This is a genomic window from Sphingosinicella soli (assembly GCF_014199685.1).
GTDB lineage: Bacteria > Pseudomonadota > Alphaproteobacteria > Sphingomonadales > Sphingomonadaceae > Sphingosinicella > Sphingosinicella soli.
Genome location: NZ_JACHNZ010000002.1, coordinates 37,011 through 54,628, shown reverse-complemented (window position 1 = coordinate 54,628; position 17,618 = coordinate 37,011). Strand labels below are relative to the sequence as shown.

Below are 17,618 nucleotides of genomic sequence, written 5' to 3'. Positions count from 1 at the left end.
ATGATGAACCTCGCCGAATATCGCCGGTCCTCAACCCGCCTCGCGGACTTCCTGCCCTGGGCCGCGCTCGCGGGCGAGGGCATCGTCCTCAACAAGGACGGCAGCTTCCAACGCACCGCTCGATTTCGCGGTCCCGACCTGGATTCCGCGGTGCCGGCCGAACTCGTCGCCGTCGCCGGCCGGCTCAACAACGCCTTCCGCCGCCTCGGTTCGGGATGGGCGATTTTCGTCGAGGCGCAACGCCATGGCGCCGGGGCCTATCCGGCGAGCCGCTTTCCCGAGGCCGCGTCAGCCCTGGTCGACGCCGAGCGCAAGGCCGATTTCGAGGAAGACGCCTCGCACTTCGAGTCCAGCTACTTCCTGACCTTCGTCTATCTGCCGCCGGCCGAGGACGCCGCCCGCGCCGAGAGCTGGCTCTATGAAGGGAAGGCCGACAACGGCCTTGACCCTCATGAGGCGTTGCGCGGCTTCGCCGATCGCACCGACCGCGTGCTTCAGCTCATCGAGAACTTCATGCCGGAATGCGCATGGCTCGATGACGGCGAGACGCTGACCTATCTGCATTCGACCGTCTCGACCAAGCGCCATCGCGTGCGCGTGCCCGAGACGCCGATGTATCTCGACGCGTTGCTGGCCGATCAGCCGCTCACCGGCGGACTGGAACCGCGCCTGGGCGACACGCATCTCCGCATCCTGACGATCGTCGGTTTTCCGACCGCGACCACACCCGGGCTGCTCGACGACCTCAACCGGCTGGCCTTTCCATATCGCTGGTCGACGCGCGCCGTCCTCCTCGACAAGACCGACGCCACCAAGCTGCTCACCAAGATCCGGCGGCAATGGTTCGCCAAGCGCAAGAGCATCATGGCGATCCTCAAGGAGGTGATGACCAACGAGGCTTCGGTGCTTGTCGACACCGATGCGGCGAACAAGGCGGCCGATGCCGACCTCGCGCTGCAGGAACTCGGCGCCGACTATGCCGGTCAGGCCTATGTCACCGCGACGGTCGCCGTCTGGGACGCCGATCCACGCATCGCAGCCGAGAAGCTGCGCCTGGTGGAGAAGATCGTTCAGGGCCGCGATTTCACCGCGATGGCCGAGACCATCAACGCCGCCGACGCCTGGCTTGGCTCGTTGCCGGGCCATGTCTACGCCAACGTCCGGCAACCGCCGATCTCGACGCTCAATCTCGCCCACATGATTCCGCTGTCGGCGGTGTGGGCGGGGCCGGAACGGGACGAGCATTTCGGGCAACCCCCCTTGCTTTATGGCAGGACCGAAGGCTCGACCCCGTTCCGGTTTTCCCTTCATGTCGGCGATGTCGGGCACACGCTCGTCGTCGGACCGACGGGCGCCGGCAAATCCGTGCTGCTGGCGCTGATGGCGCTCCAGTTCCGGCGCTATCCCGGTTCACAGGTCTTCGCCTTCGACTTCGGCGGCTCGATCCGTGCGGCCGCGCTCGCGATGGGCGGTGACTGGCACGATCTCGGCGGTGGCCTGACAGAAGGGGCCGCCGACAGCGTCTCACTGCAACCGCTCGCCGGCATCCACCACGTGCCGGAACGCGCATGGGCGGCTGATTGGATCGTCGCGATCCTGCAGCGCGAGGGCGTGACGATCGCGCCGGAGGTGAAGGAATATATCTGGACGGCGCTGACCTCGCTGGCGAGCGCGCCCGTGGGCGAACGCACGCTCACCGGACTCGCCGTCCTCCTTCAATCAAACGACCTCAAACAGGCGCTTCGGCCCTATTGCGTCGGCGGCGCCTATGGCCGGCTGCTCGACGCCGAGAGCGAGCATCTTGGCGAAGCCTTCGTGCAGGCGTTCGAGACCGAGGGCCTGATCGGCACGGGCGCCGCGCCCGCCGTGCTCGCCTATCTCTTCCACCGCATCGAGGATCGCCTCGACGGCAGCCCGACGCTCCTCATCGTCGACGAAGGCTGGCTGGCGCTCGATGACGAGGACTTCGCCGGCCAGCTCCGCGAGTGGCTGAAGACCCTTCGCAAGAAGAACGCCTCCGTCGTCTTCGCCACCCAATCGCTCTCCGACATCGACAGCTCGGCGATCGCCCCGGCCATTGTCGAGAGCTGCCAGACCCGGCTGCTGTTGCCGAATGAGCGCGCGATCGAGCCGCAGATCACCGCGATCTACCGTCGCTTCGGACTCAACGATCGCCAGATCGAGATTCTCGCTCGCGCGATGCCGAAGCGCGACTACTACTGCCAATCCCGGCGGGGCAACCGGCTATTCGAACTCGGTCTGTCCGACGTGGCGTTGGCGCTCTGCGCCGCCTCCTCGAAGACCGATCAGACCGCGATCGAGCGCGTCGTGGCCGAGCACGGCCGCGAAGGATTCCTGTCGGCTTGGCTGCGTCTGCGCGGCGTCGCCTGGGCCGCCGACCTCATTCCCAACCTCAACAACCTGGAGACCCAGCCATGATCTTCCGTCGCTCACGCGCGGCGCTTCTTGCCGCATCCATCCTTTCGATCCCCGTGTCGCTGTCGCCCGTGTTGGTCCAGCCGGCGTCCGCGCAATGGATCGTCTACGACCCGACGAACTACGTGCAGAATGTTCTCTCCGCCGCCCGCGCGCTGGAGCAGATCAACAACCAGATCAGCTCGCTTCAGAACGAAGCGACGATGCTGATCAACCAGGCGCGAAACCTCGCGAGCCTGCCTTACTCCTCGCTCCAACGCCTGCAGCAGTCCGTGCAGCGGACGCAACAGCTCCTCGGTCAGGCGCAGCGTATCGCCTACGACGTCCAGCAGATCGATCAGGCCTTCACATCCACCTACGGTAATGCGTCGATGTCCGCCTCCGATCAGCAGCTCGTGGCGCAAGCCCACGAGCGCTGGCAGAACACGGTCGGCGGCTTGCAGGACGCCATGCGGGTGCAGGCCGGCGTCGTCGGCAACATCGATACCAACCGCGCCGAGATGTCGGCGCTCATCGGCCAAAGCCAGGGCGCCACCGGCGCCTTGCAGGCGTCGCAGGCCGGCAATCAGCTCCTCGCCCTCCAGGCGCAGCAGCTCGCCGATCTTACGGCCGTCGTCGCCGCGAACGGACGGGCTCAAGCGCTGTCCGAAGCGGAGCGCGCTGCGGCTGCCGAGCAGGGTCGCGAGCAGCGCCGCCGCTTCCTGACCCCCGGCAGCGGCTATCAGCCCGGCAACGCTCGCATGTTCCCGAATGGCAACTAAGGCCCCTCAAGAGGATCAGGTCATGGACGGCAAGCTTTTAGCGCGCGTCGGCGCCATCGTCTTCGTCGCCGTCGCTATCACCGCGACGGCGATCGAGCTGACCCGGAAAGAGGAAGAACCCGTCCAAGCGTCACGGCCAAGCGAACACACGCCGGCCGATCCGCTGCGCGAGGCGCAGCGGCGGTGTCAACTGTTGGGTGAGGCCGCCGCGCGCGATCCCGAATGCCTGCGCACCTGGGCCGAAACCCGCGACCGATTCCTCGGCGTTTCGCCCGCACCCGCGCCAGCGTCGCCGCAACCCAACGACGGGCGGTGATCCATGGGCGGCACCGGCGTCATCGACCAATTCCTCGAGGTCTTCACCCGCTACATCGACGGCGGCTTCGGCCTGCTCGGCGGCGAGGTGGCGTTCATCGCCACGACGCTGATCGTCATCGATGTGACATTGGCCGCGCTGTTCTGGAGCTGGGGCGCCGACGACGACATCATGGCGCGCCTCATCAAGAAGACGCTGTTCGTCGGCGTCTTCGCCTACATCATCGGCAACTGGAACAACCTCGCGCGGATCGTGTTCGAGAGCTTCGCCGGGCTCGGGCTCATGGCGTCAGGCACCGGCTTTTCCGTCGAAGACCTGATGCGCCCCGGTCGCGTTGCGCAGACCGGCCTCGACGCCGGCCGGCCGCTGCTCGATTCCATCTCCGACCTGATGGGCTGGATCGCCTTTTTCGAGAACTTCATCCAGATCGCCTGCCTGCTGTTCGCCTGGGCGCTGGTCGTCCTCGCCTTCTTCATCCTGGCCATCCAGCTTTTCATCACCCTGATCGAGTTCAAGCTGACCACCCTTGCGGGCTTCGTCCTGATCCCGTTCGGTCTGTTCGGAAAGACGGCGTTCATGGCCGAGCGCGTGCTCGGCAATGTCATCTCGTCTGGCATCAAGGTCCTCGTGCTCGCCGTCATCATCGGCATCGGTTCGACCTTGTTCAGCCAGTTCACCGCCGGCTTCGGCGGCCGGACCCCGACCATCGACGAGGCGATGGCCATCGTGCTCGCCGCGCTCTCGCTGCTCGGGCTAGGCATCTTTGGACCCGGCATCGCCAACGGCATCGTCTCAGGCGGGCCGCAGCTTGGCGCGGGCGCGGCGGTCGGAACCGGACTCGCGGCGGGCGGAGCGCTGCTGGCGGCCGGCGCAGCGGGTGGACTGGCCCTGCGCGGCGGCGCCGCCGCTCTTTCCGGAACTGCTGCCGCCGCGCGCGGTGGTGCGGCGATGGCCGGAGGCGCTTCGACTGCCTACAGCCTCGGCGCTGCCGGTCAGTCGGGCGCGTCCGCCGTCGGTTCGGGACTTGGCGGCGTTGCTCGCGCCGCTGGCGCGGCCGCCACCTCACCGCTGCGTCGCGCGGCCTCCCGAGCAGCAGACGGCATGAAGTCGAGCTTCTCCGGTGGCGCCAAATCCGCGTTCGCCGCCACTGGCGGCACGTCGACCATGGGCACGATCGGCGGAAGCACGGCCGAGGCGGCGCCACCCGCGGCGGCTGAAGGGCCGCCGGCCTGGGCCCAGCGCATGAAGCGCTCTCAGGCCTTGAGCCACGGTGTGACGGCCGCCGCCCACGCCGTTCGCAGCGGCGACAGCCATGGAGGCGGCTCCTCCATCAACCTCTCTCAAGGCGATCGCTGATGTTCAAACGACCTTCTACTCACTACGGCAAAATGCCGGAACCCGAGACACCTTATCAGCGCGCCGCTCAGGTCTGGGACGAGCGCATCGGTGCCGCGCGCGTCCAGGCGAAGAATTGGCGCTTCATGGCGTTCGGTTCGTTGATCCTGTCCGCCAGCTTCGCGGCGGCGCTGGTCTGGCAATCGGCGCGCGGCACGATCGTGCCGTGGGTGGTGCAGGTCGACAAGCTCGGCCAGGCGCAGGCCGTGGCGCCAGCGGTCGCCGATTATCGTCCGACCGATCCCCAGATCGCCTTTCATCTCGCGCGCTTCATCGAGCAGGTGCGCTCGATTCCGTCCGACGCCATCATCGTCCGCCAGAACTGGCTGCGCGCCTACGACTTCACGACCGACCGCGGCGCGATGGCGCTCAACGACTACGCGCGGTCGAACGACCCCTTCGCCAAGGTCGGCCGGCAACAGATCGCCGTCGACGTCTCCAGCGTCATCCGGGCTTCGCCCGACAGCTTCCGCGTCGCATGGGTCGAACGCCGCTACGAGAACGGCCAGCTCGCCGAGACGACCCGCTGGACCGCCATCCTCACCATCGTCGTGCAGGTGCCCCGCAACGCCGACCGGCTGCGCGCCAACCCGCTCGGAATCTACGTCAACGCCATCAACTGGTCACGGGAGCTTGGGCAATGAAGCCGTCTTTCCGTAAAGCCGGCAAACCGGCTTTTCGCACTTCCACATTTGCGATTCTGCTTTGCACGTCGGCGCTTGCCGGCTGCGCCACGGCCAACAGGCCGCCCGAAATCTCCTATGACAACGCCGTGCCGGCGGCGCTGAGCGCCGATCCTCCCGCTCCCGTGCGCGTGGTCGAAATTCCGAGGCCGCTCCCGCTGCCCGGACAATTGCAGCCCGTTGAACCAGTACGCCGAACGCCGGAGCCGACCGAGCCCACGGCGCGCGTCAACCAGGCAAATGCCGCTGCGCGCGTTCAGCCGGTCCGCGACGGCTTCATCAATGCCATGCAGGTCTATCCCTATACGGGCGGCGCGCTCTATCAGGTCTACACCGCCGTCGGCCAGATCACCGACATCGCGCTTCAGCCAGGCGAGCAGCTCGTGGGCTCCGGCCCGGTCGCCGCCGGCGACACTGTCCGCTGGATCATCGGCGACACGGTGAGCGGTTCGGGCGCGACCAGCCAAGTCCATATCCTGGTGAAACCGACCCGCGCCGACTTGATGACGAATCTCATCATCAATACCAATCTGCGCACCTATCACATGGAGCTGCGCTCGACCGAGCGCACCTATATGGCGTCGGTGTCCTGGCAGTATCCGCAGGATCAGCTCATCGCCCTGCGGCGCCAGAACGCGCAGGCCGAGGCTAGCAGTCCCGTCGCCACCGGCGTCGACCTCGCTAACATCAACTTCCGCTATGTCATCGAGGGCGACCGTGCGCCGTGGCGGCCGCTGCGCGCCTACGATGACGGGCGACAGGTCTTCATCGAGTTTCCGCGCGGCATCGGTCAGGGCGAAATGCCGCCGCTGTTCGTCGTCGGCCCGGAGGGCAACACCTCCGAACTCGTGAACTACCGCGTCCGCGCCAACTACATGATCGTCGACCGCCTGTTCGCCGCCGCCGAATTGCGCTTCGGCGCTGGCGACCGCCAGAAGCGCGTCCGCATCGTCCGCACCGATGGGAGGCCGGCGTCGTGAGCGAGCCCGAACCCCGAAAAGAGGAAGGCGAGGCGCCGCTGACCGGGTCGGCCGCCGACGCGGCCGCCCCGACGCGGCTCCGCGGCGAGGCGCCGCGCGTCACGCGGCTCTCCCGCAAAGTGCTTGCCGGCCTCGGACTCGTGGCGAGCGTCGGCATAGGCGGCGCGTTGATCTATGCGCTCCAAACCCGCGACGCGGGAAGACCGGCGGACGAACTTTACTCGACGGACAATCGGTCGACCGCCGATGGCCTGGCCGGACTGCCGCGTGATTACAGCGGCGTTCCCCAGCTCGGTCCGCCGCTCCCGGGCGATCTCGGCCGACCCATCCTCGGCGCGCAAAATCGTGGCCAGCCATTGCCGGGACAGCCCGATCCCGGCCTTAGCGCGGAAGAGCAGCGGAGGCTGCAAGAAATAGAGACCGCCCGCGTCAGCAGGCTGTTCAGCGGCGCCGAGAATCGGCCCATGGCCTTGACGGGCCCCGGCGCCGCGACGATCGCGCCGCACCCAGCGCCCGACCTCACCGGCCTCGGCCTCGCGCCGCCGCCCGCGACTCCATCGGCCCGGGATCGCCAGCTTGCCTTCCTCAACGCGGCCGCCGATCGGCGCACGGTCGCACCGGATCGCGTCGCCGCGCCGGCGTCGCCTTACATCCTTCAGGCAGGCGCCGTGATCGCCGCCGCGCTCATCACCGGCATCCACTCGGATCTCCCGGGCCAGATCACTGCGCAGGTGACTGAGAACATCTACGACAGCCCGACAGGCCGCATCCTGCTGGTGCCGCAGGGCACGCGCGTCATTGGGCAGTACAACAACAGCGTCCAGTTCGGTCAAAGCCGCGTGCTCCTGGTCTGGAACCGGCTGATCTTCCCGAACGGGCGCTCGATCGTTCTCGAGCGTCAACCGGGCGCCGACGTTGAGGGCTATGCGGGCCTTCAGGATGGCGTCGATTATCATTGGTGGGAGCTGGCGAAGGCGGCGGGACTGTCGACGTTGCTGAGCGTCGGCGCCGAACTCGCCACCAACGACGACGACCGCTTGATCCAGGCGATCCGCGACGGCGGGCAGGACACCATCAACGATGCCGGCCAGCAGATTGTGCGCCGCCAGCTCAACATCGCACCGACGCTGACGATCCGGCCGGGCTTTCCGGTTCGCGTCATCGTGACGCACGACCTGGTCCTCGAACCCTACGGAGGCTGAGCGATGGGCAAGCTAAAGCTTGGACCGCTTGAAGACGACAAGCCGGTCAAGATTTCGGTGGAACTGCCCGCCGCTCTTCACCGCGATCTCCTTGCGTATGCGGAGATCCTTGGCCGCGAAAGCGGCCAAGCTGTGGAGCCGGCTAAGCTGGTCGCACCGATGGTCGCGCGTTTCATGGCGACGGATCGGGGGTTCGCGAAGATGCGCCACGCGGCCCGTTCCCGTTCGCAACGGGCGGGCAGCGCTCCTCCAAAAGCCGAATGAAGTTCCGGAGCGCCGGGTTTTCGTTGCCGTCCCGCCAATAGGCGCAATACCCGATCCGGGTAGAGCCGTTGCCGTTGCGGGCCTCGCGATAGACGACGCCGGCATAGCTGGCGCCCATGCCCGCTTCGCACATGAGGCTCACGCCGCGACCGGCGCCGACCAGACTCTTGATATTCTCCGGACTCACATCGTGCCGGACGACGTCGGGCTGGTCGCCTGGCGAGGAGAGCTTGGCCACGAGTACGTCCTGGATTTCCGGTCCCGGATCGCGCTCGCTTAGCAGGAATCGTTCTCGCTTCAGGTCCGTCCAGTAGATAATTTCGTTTGCGATAAGCGGATGATCCTCGGGCAAGGCGACGATGATGCGCTCGCTCCACAAAACCATCGAACGATTGCAATCAGAAACTGGCTCCCCCGTGACGATGGCGATGTCGACCGTGCCGTTCTGAATTCGATCGAACAAACGCGAGCGTGATCCTTCGATGGTGCTGATCTCGACCTGAGGAAAGCGACGGCCGTACTCGACAAGGCTCGCGCGGAGATTGCCGGCCGAGAGGGAAGTGTAGAAGCCGATCGTCAGGTATCCAGCCTCGCCGCGGCCTACAGCCTTCGCCCCGTCGACCACGACCTGCAGTTCATGGAGGATCCGGCGCGCGCCATTGACAAAGTCCCGGCCAGCCGCGGTCGGCCTGACGCCGCCGTTCGTCCGTTCGAACAGCGCGATCCCGAGCTGCTCCTCAAGATGCCTGATTCGTCGGCTGAGATTGGATTGCTTGAGGGTGAGCGAATCCGCTGCCTTACGAAAGCTGCCACAGCGCTCCGCGACTTCAGCGTAGCGTAAATGTCTAAGCTCAATCGACACCTGGTCCAGTTTCCTCGCCGTCGACTTTTCTCAATCAAACAACGGCTTTCCGCCATTGACAAATTTTCTTGTCGAGGGCATTGACGGGTAAATTTGTCAACCTGAGAACAGCATGTTGGACGTTGAAGTCATTGATCGACCGAGCGCAGCGGTGGCCGCGCTGGAGCCAACGCGGAGCCAGCTTCTCTCGGAATTGCAGGAGCCCGCATCGGCTGCGACGCTCGCGACACGGCTCGGCCTCAAGCGACAGAGGATCAACTATCACCTGCACACCCTAGAACAGCATGGGCTTATCGAAGTAGCCGATACACGGATGTGGGGCGGGCTGACCGAGCGCCTCATGGTGGCGAGGGCCGCCGCCTATGCCGTGTCGCCCGAGGTGCTTGGTCCCGTGGCCGCCGACCCGGCGCGGAGCAAAGACCGTCTCGCCGCGAGCTATCTTATCGCGCTCGGCGCCCGAATCGTGCGCGAGGTCGGCGACCTGTGTCGGCGCGCCCGCCAGGCGGAAAAGGACCTCGCCACCCTCGCGATCGATACCGAAATCTGCTTCACCTCGGCGGCCGACAGGGCCGCGTTCACGCGCGAGTTGACGCAGGCAGTGGCCGAACTGGCCAGCCGCTACCACGACGGCGCGGCGCCCGGCGGGCGCCCGCATCGGCTGGTCGTCGTCGCCCATCCCATGCCAAAACCCGAAAAGGACGCATAATGCCTGTCAGGAAAGAGCCGTCGGGGCGCCGCTCCGTTCAAACCGAAGTCGAGGTGCCCGGCACGCCCGAGGCGGTCTGGGAGGCGATTGCAACAGGGCCTGGGATTTCGGCTTGGTTCGTGCCCACGACCATCGAAGGCCGAGTTGGGGGCAAAACCATCCAGCATTTCGGGCCCGATCCGAGCATGGATTCGGTAGGGGAGATCACCGAATGGCAGCCGCCGCACCGCTTCGTTGCCCAGACAGAAGAGGCAATGGGCACAGTCGCCAGCGAATGGACCGTCGAAGCCAAGGCGGGCGGCACCTGCACGGTGCGGATCGTCCATTGCTGGTTTGCCGATAGCGACGACTGGGATTCGCAGTTCGACGGGCACGCAGAAGGCTGGGTGTCGTTCTTCAAGATCCTGCGGTTCTATCTCCAGCACTTCCCCGGCCAAGAGAGCGCGCTGGTACAGGTCGCCGCGCAGTTCGACGGCGCGGTATCCGAGGCGTTCGAGCGTCTGATGAAGCCGCTGGGGGTGAAGCACGGCACGGAAGGGCAGTCAGTCAAGACAGGTGGTGACGCACCGGAGATGGGCGGCACGGTGCTCGAAGCGCAAAACACGCCCGAAGGGTTCAGCGTGATCCTGAAACTGGACACGCCCGCGCAGGCGATTGCGCATATGATTGGGTTTTCGATGGGCGGGCCGATCTATATTTCGGTGCGGTTCTATCTCTACGGAGACGAGGCCGCCGGTATCGCTAGAGAAGTTGAGGTAGCCTGGAAGACGTGGCTCGACGCGCGATTCCCGCCAGCCTGAAATGTTGCGAAAGCGGGGCACACGGCGCGGCGGTCCCGGGAGCCGCGCCTTGTCGGTCTCGCCTTCGAGGCGGGCTATTCCGACCAGGCGCATCTCACGCGCAAGGTGCGGCGCCTGTCGGGCTTCTCGCCCGTGACGGTTCTGCGGCAACTCGACGGCTGAGCTGGCCGTTTCGTTCAATACGTCCACCATCACGTCCGCATAGACTGCCTTCCTCGAAGGAGCCCGATCCCTCGAAGGAGGCGGATATGACCATTTGCACATCTCGCATCATTCACGTGTCCATCGACCGCGACTGGCGCGAAGTCTGCGACTTCGCCTCCGTCCTGGAGAATTTTCAACGCTGGGCGGCAGGCCTCGGCAGACGGTTCGAGCGATCGGGCGAGGAATGGATGGCGGAGGACCCCGATGGTCGGCCTATCCGCATACGCTTATCCCAGCCGAACGACTTCGGCGTGCTGGACCACATCGTCTTTGTCGCGAAGGTAGAAACCCATAACGCGGTGCGCGTGGTTCCCAATGGAACCGGCGCGGAGGTCATGTTTGTGCTTCTGTAGAAGCCGGACATGACGGAGGAGGTGTTCGCCGCCGACGCCGCCGCGGTAGACCGCGACCTCCATACCCTGAAAGCCCTGCTCGAACGCTGATTGCCCAAACCTCGAACGGAGAAGATCATGACCAAATCCAGCAACGACAAGCGCATCGACTATGTCGAGTTTTCCGTCGACGACATCGCGCGCTCGCGCGACTTCTATGGCAAGGCGTTCGGCTGGTCCTTCAAGGACTACGGGCCGGACTATTGTGAGTTCAACGACGGCCGTCTGACCGGCGGTTTCGCACTCGGCAGGCCGGGCAAGGCGGCCGGCGGCCCGCTGGTGATCCTCTTCGCCAAAAACCTCGACGAGACCCAGCGCCAAGTCGAGGCATCCGGCGGGAAGATCGTCAAGCCTACCTATGCCTTCCCCGGCGGCCGCCGCTTTGAGTTTTCCGATCCGGACGGCTACGAATTGGCGGTTTGGTCCGACAAGTGAGTGAGCGGGAGGGGATTACTACCCCGGTCTAGCCGACGGGCAGGGTTGCCGTCATCAGATTGCGGTCCCACGCGCCGAACTTCGTGGAGTCCAACGCACATGCCGTTCCTGCATCGCCCCAGACCGCGGCATTGGGATCGTCAAGGTCGCATTTGCAACCCGTGCGCACGCCTCCCTCGACGCCGACGGATGCCGTCGCGCATTCCGCCGCTCGGGCCCGAGGTCGCCGAGCGTGTGGGGGCATTGACGCTTCCCGATCCTTCGGGCGAAACCACTCGCTGGACCGCCGACATGACGGCGCAAACCGCCGGAATCAGCGCCAGCGCCGTCAGGCTCATCTGGAAGATGCACATGGAACCGCCTGATCTTCCCGAACGGACGCTCGATCGTTCTCGAGCGTCAGCCCGGTGCCGATGCCGAGGGCTATGCCGGCCTTCAGGACGGCGTCGACTATCATTGGTGGGAACTGGCCAAGGCGGCGGGGCTTTCCACGCTGCTGAGCGTCGGCGCCGAGCTTGCCACCAACGATGATGACCGCCTGATCCAGGCAATCCGCAACGGTGGTCAGGACACTATCAACGATGCCGGTCAGCAGATCGTGCGCCGTCAGCTTAACGTCGCGCCGACGCTGACGATCCGGCCGGGCTTTCCCGTGCGCGTGATTGTCACCCGGGATTTGGTGCTCGAACCCTACGGAGGCTGACCGATGGCGAAGCTCAAGCTCGGGCCGCTCGAAGACGACAAGCCGGTGAAGGTCTCGGTTGAACTGTCGGCGGCCGTGCATCGGGACTTGGTGGCTTACGCAGAGGTGCTAGCCAAGGAGGCGGGGCGCGCGGTTGGCGATCCGGTCAAGCTGATCCCGCCGATGGTCGAACGGTTCATGGCGACGGATCGGGGGTTCTCGAAACTCCGCCACGCGACCCGTTCCCGTTCGCAACCGGGGGGCAGCGCTCCTCCAAAAGCCGAATGAAGTTCCGGAGCGCAGGGTTGTCGTTGCCGTCCCGCCAATAGGCGCGATACCCGACCCGAGTCGAGCCGTTGCCGTCGCGGGCCTCGCGATAGACGACCCCGGCATAGGTCGCCCCCATGCACGCCTCGCACATGAGGCTGACGCCGCGGCCGGCACCAACGAGGCTCTTGATGTTCTCAGGGCTGACATCATGCCGGACGACGTCGGGCAGGTCGCCTGGTGAGGAGAGCTTAGCCACGAGGATGTCCTGGATCTCCGGACCGGGATCGCGCTCGCTCAGCAGGAACCGTTCGCGCTTCAGGTCGGTCCAGTAGATGATTTCGTTCGCGGCGAGCGGATGATCCTCGGGCAAGGCGACGATGACGCGCTCGCTCCAGAGGATCATCGAGCGACTGCAATCTGAGGCCGGCTCTCCCGTGACGACAGCGATGTCGACCGTGCCGTTCTGGATCCCTTCAAATAAGCGTGAGCGCGATCCTTCGACCGTGCTGATCTCGACCTGAGGAAAGCGGCGGCCGTACTCGACGAGACTTGCCCTGAGATTGCCGGCCGAGAGGGACGTGTAGAACCCGATCGTCAGATATCCGGCCTCGCCGCGGCCAACGGCCTTCGCTCCATCGACGACAATCTGCAGCTCATTGAGAACCCGGCGAACGCCATTGACAAAGTCCCGGCCTGCCGGGGTCGGCTTCACTCCACCATTCGTCCGTTCGAACAACGTGACCCCGAGCTGCTCCTCCAGATGTCTGATTCGTCGGCTGAGATTGGACTGCTTAAGGCCGAGCAAATCCGCCGCCTTGCGAAAACTGCCACAGCGTTCCGCCGCTTCAGCATATCGCAGATGTTTAAGCTCGATCGACACGAGAGCGCTCGTTTCGCTGCGCGGAAACAGCGCTGTCTAAGGACGCACCGCGTGCCGCATGCATCGGAAGCGCTCGGTAGACGTCGTCTACGCATTTCACCATCTCTGTGACGCTCCTCACGCAACTCGATATCGCCCCCGACCCGATGGCTACCGGACTCGGGGATTAACGTAGCCGCTCATCTATGGCGGCTTGGGCCTTCGCTCTCAAAAGCAAACAGAGTATCTCCAGGTCATTCAGAAGGTGCTCTGGATCGCGGTCTACTGCGGTCCGAAGAGCCTCCTTCAGCCAATCGCTCATGCCAGGATGGGCGAGCACCCACGCAATTTGCTTTTCGGCCTCTAGGAGAGGCTCAACGGGAGATTGGGAAGCGGCCATTCTGCTCTCCCTTCGTTCCCCTGGTCACGGGTTGCACTCCCCACAATGTCCCGGATCCGCAGTCGCCGCCTTCACCGCGCGCTCTTCCCGGTAACCGCACCCCTCACAACTATAGACATCAGCTTTCAGCGCGAGCGTTGGGCCTCCGCACCATGAGCATGGCAGGCCGGATAGCCGTTTGGTGATGGCAAATCCGGGTCGAGCGCAGATCGGGCACAGGCTCCGAAACCGGCGGACAAGGTCCAGCGTCGCGCGTTTGATGGTGCGCATGCGCGTGGGGTTGCGATGGGCGCGCATATCGGTCTCAACGAAGGCGGCGCCGCAGATCGTGATCACCTCCTCAATCGCCCTTTGCAGTTCGACCCAAGCGTCAATGTCCTTGATCAGCGCGCGCCTGGGCATCGGCTGCTGATCGACGCAGCCCATGACGATCACCCCATGTCCGGGAAATCGCGCGCGTTCGGCGAACGCACTGGCGCCGGCCAGGTCCGTAACGACCGTGTGGCCAAAATTCGTCGACAGGCCCGCATAATGACCGATCAATTCGAGACCGCTGACGCGGTCCTTCATTACGACAATCTCGCGGCCGAGCGGGACGAAGGGAATTTGGGGATGCGGCCCGAAGCTGCCTTCGCTTGCGACTGCCACACGTGCATGCGGTACGTGTTCGAACGCCGCGGCGATCTTGGCACGTGCGGCATCGAGCTGCGAACCGGTCCGCTCGATCTCACGGCTGAAGGTTCCGAAGCGGTCGGTATCGAAGGCCGAGGGCACAACGCAATCGAGGCCGAGCGCCTCAGTCAGCAACGGGGCGATCACACGCTCCTTGCCGTGCTTCGTGGCGATCACTGTCCGTGCGCCCGCCAGATGAAATTGGTCGCCGCCGACCTGATCGGGAAGCGCGTGGGCGGAGGTGTGGCGGGGATCAGACGACATGGAGGCTGAACTTCGCGTCGATTCGGAAATGGCTATCCGCTGTGCTGTACATTTTTGGCGAATGCTCCCTAGTTATCGGTTCCTTTGAGGGCGCGGCCGAGTTGCAGGAGATGGAGAACCCGATCGGCCAGCGCCTCGGCTGGCACGTCGTAAGAAGCGAGGCGCAGCTCCGGCGCCTCAGGCGTCTCGTAAGGCGCGTCGATGCCGGGGACATTTGCGATTTGTCTCGCTCTGGCCTTCGCATAGAGTCCCTTGGGATCGCGGGCTTCCGCCACCGTCAGCGGCGCATCGACGAAGATCTCATAGAATGGATGGCTGCCGGCGATCTCACGGGCGAGCGCCCGGTCGCGCGCGTAGGGTGAAATCACGCAGACCAGCACGATCAGCCCGGCATCGGCCATCAGCTTGGCGACCTCGGCCATGCGGCGGATGTTCTCGACCCGATCCACCTCGGTGAAGCCCAGATCGCGATTGAGCCCGTGCCGGATATTGTCGCCGTCCAGCACAAATGGATGGAAGCCGGCGGTCATCAGCTTGCGGTCGACAATGTTCGCAATCGTCGACTTGCCAGCCCCAGACAGGCCGGTGAACCAGAGGATCGCCGGACGCTGCCCCTTCGCTACGGCGCGTGCATCGGGAGCGGTATCGAAGGCTTGCCACGGGATATTGCCGGCGCGCCGCAGCGCGAAGTCGATCATCCCGGCACCCACCGTGGCATGGGTGATGCGATCGATGAGCACGAAGCCGCCCATGTCGCGGTTCTCGGCATAAGGGTCGAAAGCCACCGGGCGGTCCGCAGCGAAGTTCACGACCGCGAGTTCGTTCATTGCGAGCTGACGGACAGCCAGATGCGCACGCGTGTCGATGTCGATTCGATGCTTTAGCGCTGTGATGCTCACCGGCACTTCGTCCGTGCCGAGCCGCATCAGATACTGGCGGCCGGGGATCATGGGCGCCTCGCCCAACCACAGCAGATGCGCCTGACACTGATCCGCGATAGCGGGCGGCCTATCGGCCGCAGCCAGCACGTCCCCACGGCTTACGTCCAGGTCGCGGTCGAGCACCAGCGTGACGGACTGCCCGGCGGCGGCCTGGGCGGGATCACGCTCCGGGATGATCCGAGCGACGACGGCACGCGCGCCGGAGCGGGCTACAAGCACCGAGTCTCCCGGGCGCACGCTACCGCTCGCAATCCACCCGGAGAAACCGCGAAAATCCTGGCCGGCGCGACTGACCCACTGCACCGGCATGCGGAACGGTCCGATCTCAACGGCGTTGTCGACGACGACCGACTCCAGCCATCCGATGATCGTAGGGCCGTCGAACCAGGGCATCGCGGCCGAGCGGCCCAACACATTGTCGCCCTTGAGTGCCGAAACCGGGACGGCAACCGCGTCGGTGAAGCCGAGTGCTTCGGCGAGGTCGGCAATCTCGGCAGCATGACGCGCGAACGCAGTGCGGTCGAAGCCAACCAGGTCCATCTTGTTCACCGCCACGGCGACGTGGCGGATGCCCATCAAGGCGAGGATATGAGCATGACGCCGCGTCTGGGTAAGGACGCCCTTGCGTGCGTCGATCAGCAGCAGGGCGGCATCCGCCTGCGATGCGCCAGTGGCCATGTTGCGCGTGTATTGCTCGTGGCCCGGACAGTCCGCGACGACAAACTTGCGCTTGTCGGTTTCGAAGAAGCGCCAGGCGACGTCAATGGTGATGCCCTGCTCGCGCTCGGACATGAGCCCGTCGAGCAGCAGTGAGAAGTCGAGATCACCCTCCGGCACACGGCCTTTGCTGTCATTGAACAGGCGCGCGAGCTGGTCCTCGTAGACGCAGTCGGCGTCGTAGAGGATTCGCCCGAGCAGCGTGGATTTGCCGTCATCGACGCTGCCGCACGTCAACAGGCGAAGCTGCGACTTGGCTTGCTCGGCGGCGATGACGCGGGCGATTATGGCGTCCGGGCTTTCCTCTTCCGGAATCTGACGAGGCGTGTCGCGCATCAGAAATATCCTTCCTGCTTCTTGCGCTCCATCGATCCGGGTTGATCGTGGTCGATCAAACGTCCCTGACGCTCGCTCATGCGCGTCGACCGCATCTCGAGCAGGACGTCGGCGAGCGTGGCGGCGGTGCTTTCGATCGCCCCGGTATAGGGGTAGCAGCCGATCGAGCGGAAGCGGACCGATCGGAGTTCGGGGCGTTCACCGGGCTCGAACGGGATACGGTCGTCGTCCACCATGATCCAGGTGTCCTGGCGACGGATGACCGGACGGAGCTTCGCGAAATAAAGGGGGACGAGAGGGATGCCCTCGATCCAGATATAGGTCCAGACGTCGCGCTCGGTCCAGTTGGACAGCGGAAATACGCGCATCGATTCGCCGGGGGCGAGGTGCGTGTTCCAAGCGTGCCAAAACTCGGGCCGCTGGGTCTTGGGCTCCCAGCGATGGGCGGTGTTACGGTGTGAAAAGATGCGTTCCTTGGCGCGCGACTTCTCCTCGTCGCGGCGGGCGCCGCCGATGGCGGCATCAAAACCCCAGCGCGCCATCGCCTGCTTTAAGCCCTCGGTCTTCATCGCGTGGTTGTAGACGGCCGAGGAAGCGGTGAACGGTGTGATGCCGGCGCCCGCCGCTTCTCCGTTCGTATGAATCAGGAGCTCGAATCCAAGCAGCGCGACGGTGCTGTCGCGGTGGGCGATCATTTCCCGGAACTTCCATCCGGTATCGACATGCAGCACGGGAAACGGCAGCGGTGCAGGGGCGAATGCCTTTTGCGCCAGATGCAACAGGACCGAGCTATCCTTGCCGATCGAGTAGAGCAGCACGGGCCGCTGAAAACAGGCGGCAACCTCTCGGATAATGGCGATGGACTCGGCCTCAAGCCGACGTATGTGCGAGAAGTGCAGTTCATTGCGGCTGTGAGCGTCGACCAGTGTCATGCCAGACCAGAGCCTCCGAGACTTGAATTCGTTAGGCCGCAGCGCAGCTTGCGACTTCCCAACGTCGTCACGTGCCATCGCGGGAACCTCACGCGGCGGCGCGCTTGGC

The 17,618-nt window shown here is 65.2% G+C and carries 18 protein-coding genes and 1 pseudogene; 14 read left to right on the top strand and 5 right to left on the bottom strand.

The genetic code is table 11. The features are described 5' to 3' along the window. Genes trbE through GGQ98_RS01605 form a run of 8 tightly spaced genes read left to right on the top strand, consistent with a single transcriptional unit; the run spans position 1 to position 8,037 of the window. Positions 1-2,439, top strand: coding sequence for a conjugal transfer protein TrbE (gene trbE / locus GGQ98_RS01640; RefSeq protein WP_184064119.1), 2,439 nt, complete (start codon positions 1-3; stop codon positions 2,437-2,439). After that, positions 2,436-3,197: a P-type conjugative transfer protein TrbJ gene (gene trbJ, locus GGQ98_RS01635; RefSeq protein ID WP_184064116.1), complete on the top strand. Its 762-nt coding sequence runs from the start codon at positions 2,436-2,438 to the stop codon at positions 3,195-3,197. The genes trbE and trbJ overlap by 4 nt, the downstream gene beginning before the upstream one ends. A 22-nt stretch (positions 3,198-3,219) precedes the next feature. Further along, the gene (trbK-alt, locus tag GGQ98_RS01630) at positions 3,220-3,513 is read left to right on the top strand and encodes a putative entry exclusion protein TrbK-alt (RefSeq protein WP_184064113.1); all 294 of its coding nucleotides are present in this window, start codon (positions 3,220-3,222) and stop codon (positions 3,511-3,513) included. Between the two features lie 3 nt (positions 3,514-3,516). Then, positions 3,517-4,869: a P-type conjugative transfer protein TrbL gene (gene trbL, locus GGQ98_RS01625; RefSeq protein WP_184064110.1), complete on the top strand. Its 1,353-nt coding sequence runs from the start codon at positions 3,517-3,519 to the stop codon at positions 4,867-4,869. Continuing rightward, the gene (trbF, locus tag GGQ98_RS01620; protein ID WP_184064107.1) at positions 4,869-5,552 is read left to right on the top strand and encodes a conjugal transfer protein TrbF; all 684 of its coding nucleotides are present in this window, start codon (positions 4,869-4,871) and stop codon (positions 5,550-5,552) included. Before trbL ends, trbF begins: the two co-directional genes overlap by 1 nt. Further along, entirely contained in the window at positions 5,549-6,571 is a 1,023-nt protein-coding gene (gene trbG, locus GGQ98_RS01615) for a P-type conjugative transfer protein TrbG (RefSeq protein ID WP_184064104.1), read from the top strand. Before trbF ends, trbG begins: the two co-directional genes overlap by 4 nt. Continuing rightward, positions 6,568-7,773 (top strand): TraB/TrbI/VirB10 family type IV secretion system protein, encoded by a 1,206-nt coding sequence (locus GGQ98_RS01610; RefSeq protein WP_184064101.1) that lies wholly within the window; start codon positions 6,568-6,570, stop codon positions 7,771-7,773. The genes trbG and GGQ98_RS01610 overlap by 4 nt, the downstream gene beginning before the upstream one ends. A 3-nt stretch (positions 7,774-7,776) precedes the next feature. Then, a complete protein-coding gene (locus GGQ98_RS01605; protein WP_184064098.1) occupies positions 7,777-8,037 on the top strand; it encodes a DUF2274 domain-containing protein in 261 nt (86 codons plus the stop codon). On the opposite strand, the gene GGQ98_RS01600 is transcribed toward GGQ98_RS01605, so the two are convergent. Further along, a complete protein-coding gene (locus GGQ98_RS01600) occupies positions 7,946-8,899 on the bottom strand; it encodes a LysR substrate-binding domain-containing protein (RefSeq protein WP_184064095.1) in 954 nt (317 codons plus the stop codon). The genes GGQ98_RS01605 and GGQ98_RS01600 overlap by 92 nt on opposite strands. Positions 8,900-9,011: 112 nt before the next feature. On the opposite strand from GGQ98_RS01600, the gene GGQ98_RS01595 reads away from it, so the two are divergent. From GGQ98_RS01595 to GGQ98_RS01570, 6 genes and pseudogenes are all read left to right on the top strand, one after another. Beyond that, a complete protein-coding gene (locus GGQ98_RS01595; protein WP_184064092.1) occupies positions 9,012-9,605 on the top strand; it encodes an ArsR/SmtB family transcription factor in 594 nt (197 codons plus the stop codon). Next, positions 9,605-10,405: an SRPBCC family protein gene (locus tag GGQ98_RS01590; RefSeq protein ID WP_184064089.1), complete on the top strand. Its 801-nt coding sequence runs from the start codon at positions 9,605-9,607 to the stop codon at positions 10,403-10,405. The genes GGQ98_RS01595 and GGQ98_RS01590 overlap by 1 nt, the downstream gene beginning before the upstream one ends. 248 nt (positions 10,406-10,653) lie before the next feature. After that, positions 10,654-10,962 carry a single stranded DNA-binding domain-containing protein gene (locus GGQ98_RS01585; protein ID WP_207791190.1) on the top strand — a complete coding sequence of 103 codons (309 nt, stop codon included), beginning with the start codon at positions 10,654-10,656 and terminating at the stop codon, positions 10,960-10,962. Positions 10,963-11,079: 117 nt separating this feature from the next. Beyond that, positions 11,080-11,436: a VOC family protein gene (locus GGQ98_RS01580; RefSeq protein ID WP_184064086.1), complete on the top strand. Its 357-nt coding sequence runs from the start codon at positions 11,080-11,082 to the stop codon at positions 11,434-11,436. Between the two features lie 352 nt (positions 11,437-11,788). Next, positions 11,789-12,139: pseudogene (locus tag GGQ98_RS01575) on the top strand (TraB/TrbI/VirB10 family type IV secretion system protein); the annotation flags it as partial. A gap of 3 nt (positions 12,140-12,142) precedes the next feature. Then, positions 12,143-12,406 carry a DUF2274 domain-containing protein gene (locus GGQ98_RS01570; protein WP_184064084.1) on the top strand — a complete coding sequence of 88 codons (264 nt, stop codon included), beginning with the start codon at positions 12,143-12,145 and terminating at the stop codon, positions 12,404-12,406. On the opposite strand, the gene GGQ98_RS01565 is transcribed toward GGQ98_RS01570, so the two are convergent. From GGQ98_RS01565 to cysD, 4 genes are all read right to left on the bottom strand, one after another. Beyond that, on the bottom strand, positions 12,315-13,268 hold the full coding sequence (locus GGQ98_RS01565) for a LysR substrate-binding domain-containing protein (RefSeq protein ID WP_207791189.1): 954 nt from the start codon (positions 13,266-13,268) through the stop codon (positions 12,315-12,317). The genes GGQ98_RS01570 and GGQ98_RS01565 overlap by 92 nt on opposite strands. A 403-nt stretch (positions 13,269-13,671) precedes the next feature. After that, on the bottom strand, positions 13,672-14,583 hold the full coding sequence (locus GGQ98_RS01560; RefSeq protein WP_243451620.1) for a DUF6671 family protein: 912 nt from the start codon (positions 14,581-14,583) through the stop codon (positions 13,672-13,674). Positions 14,584-14,651: 68 nt separating this feature from the next. Then, a complete protein-coding gene (gene cysC, locus GGQ98_RS01555) occupies positions 14,652-16,577 on the bottom strand; it encodes an adenylyl-sulfate kinase (RefSeq protein ID WP_184064081.1) in 1,926 nt (641 codons plus the stop codon). Next, positions 16,577-17,509: a sulfate adenylyltransferase subunit CysD gene (cysD, locus tag GGQ98_RS01550; RefSeq protein WP_184064079.1), complete on the bottom strand. Its 933-nt coding sequence runs from the start codon at positions 17,507-17,509 to the stop codon at positions 16,577-16,579. Before cysD ends, cysC begins: the two co-directional genes overlap by 1 nt. Positions 17,510-17,618: the final 109 nt, after the last annotated feature.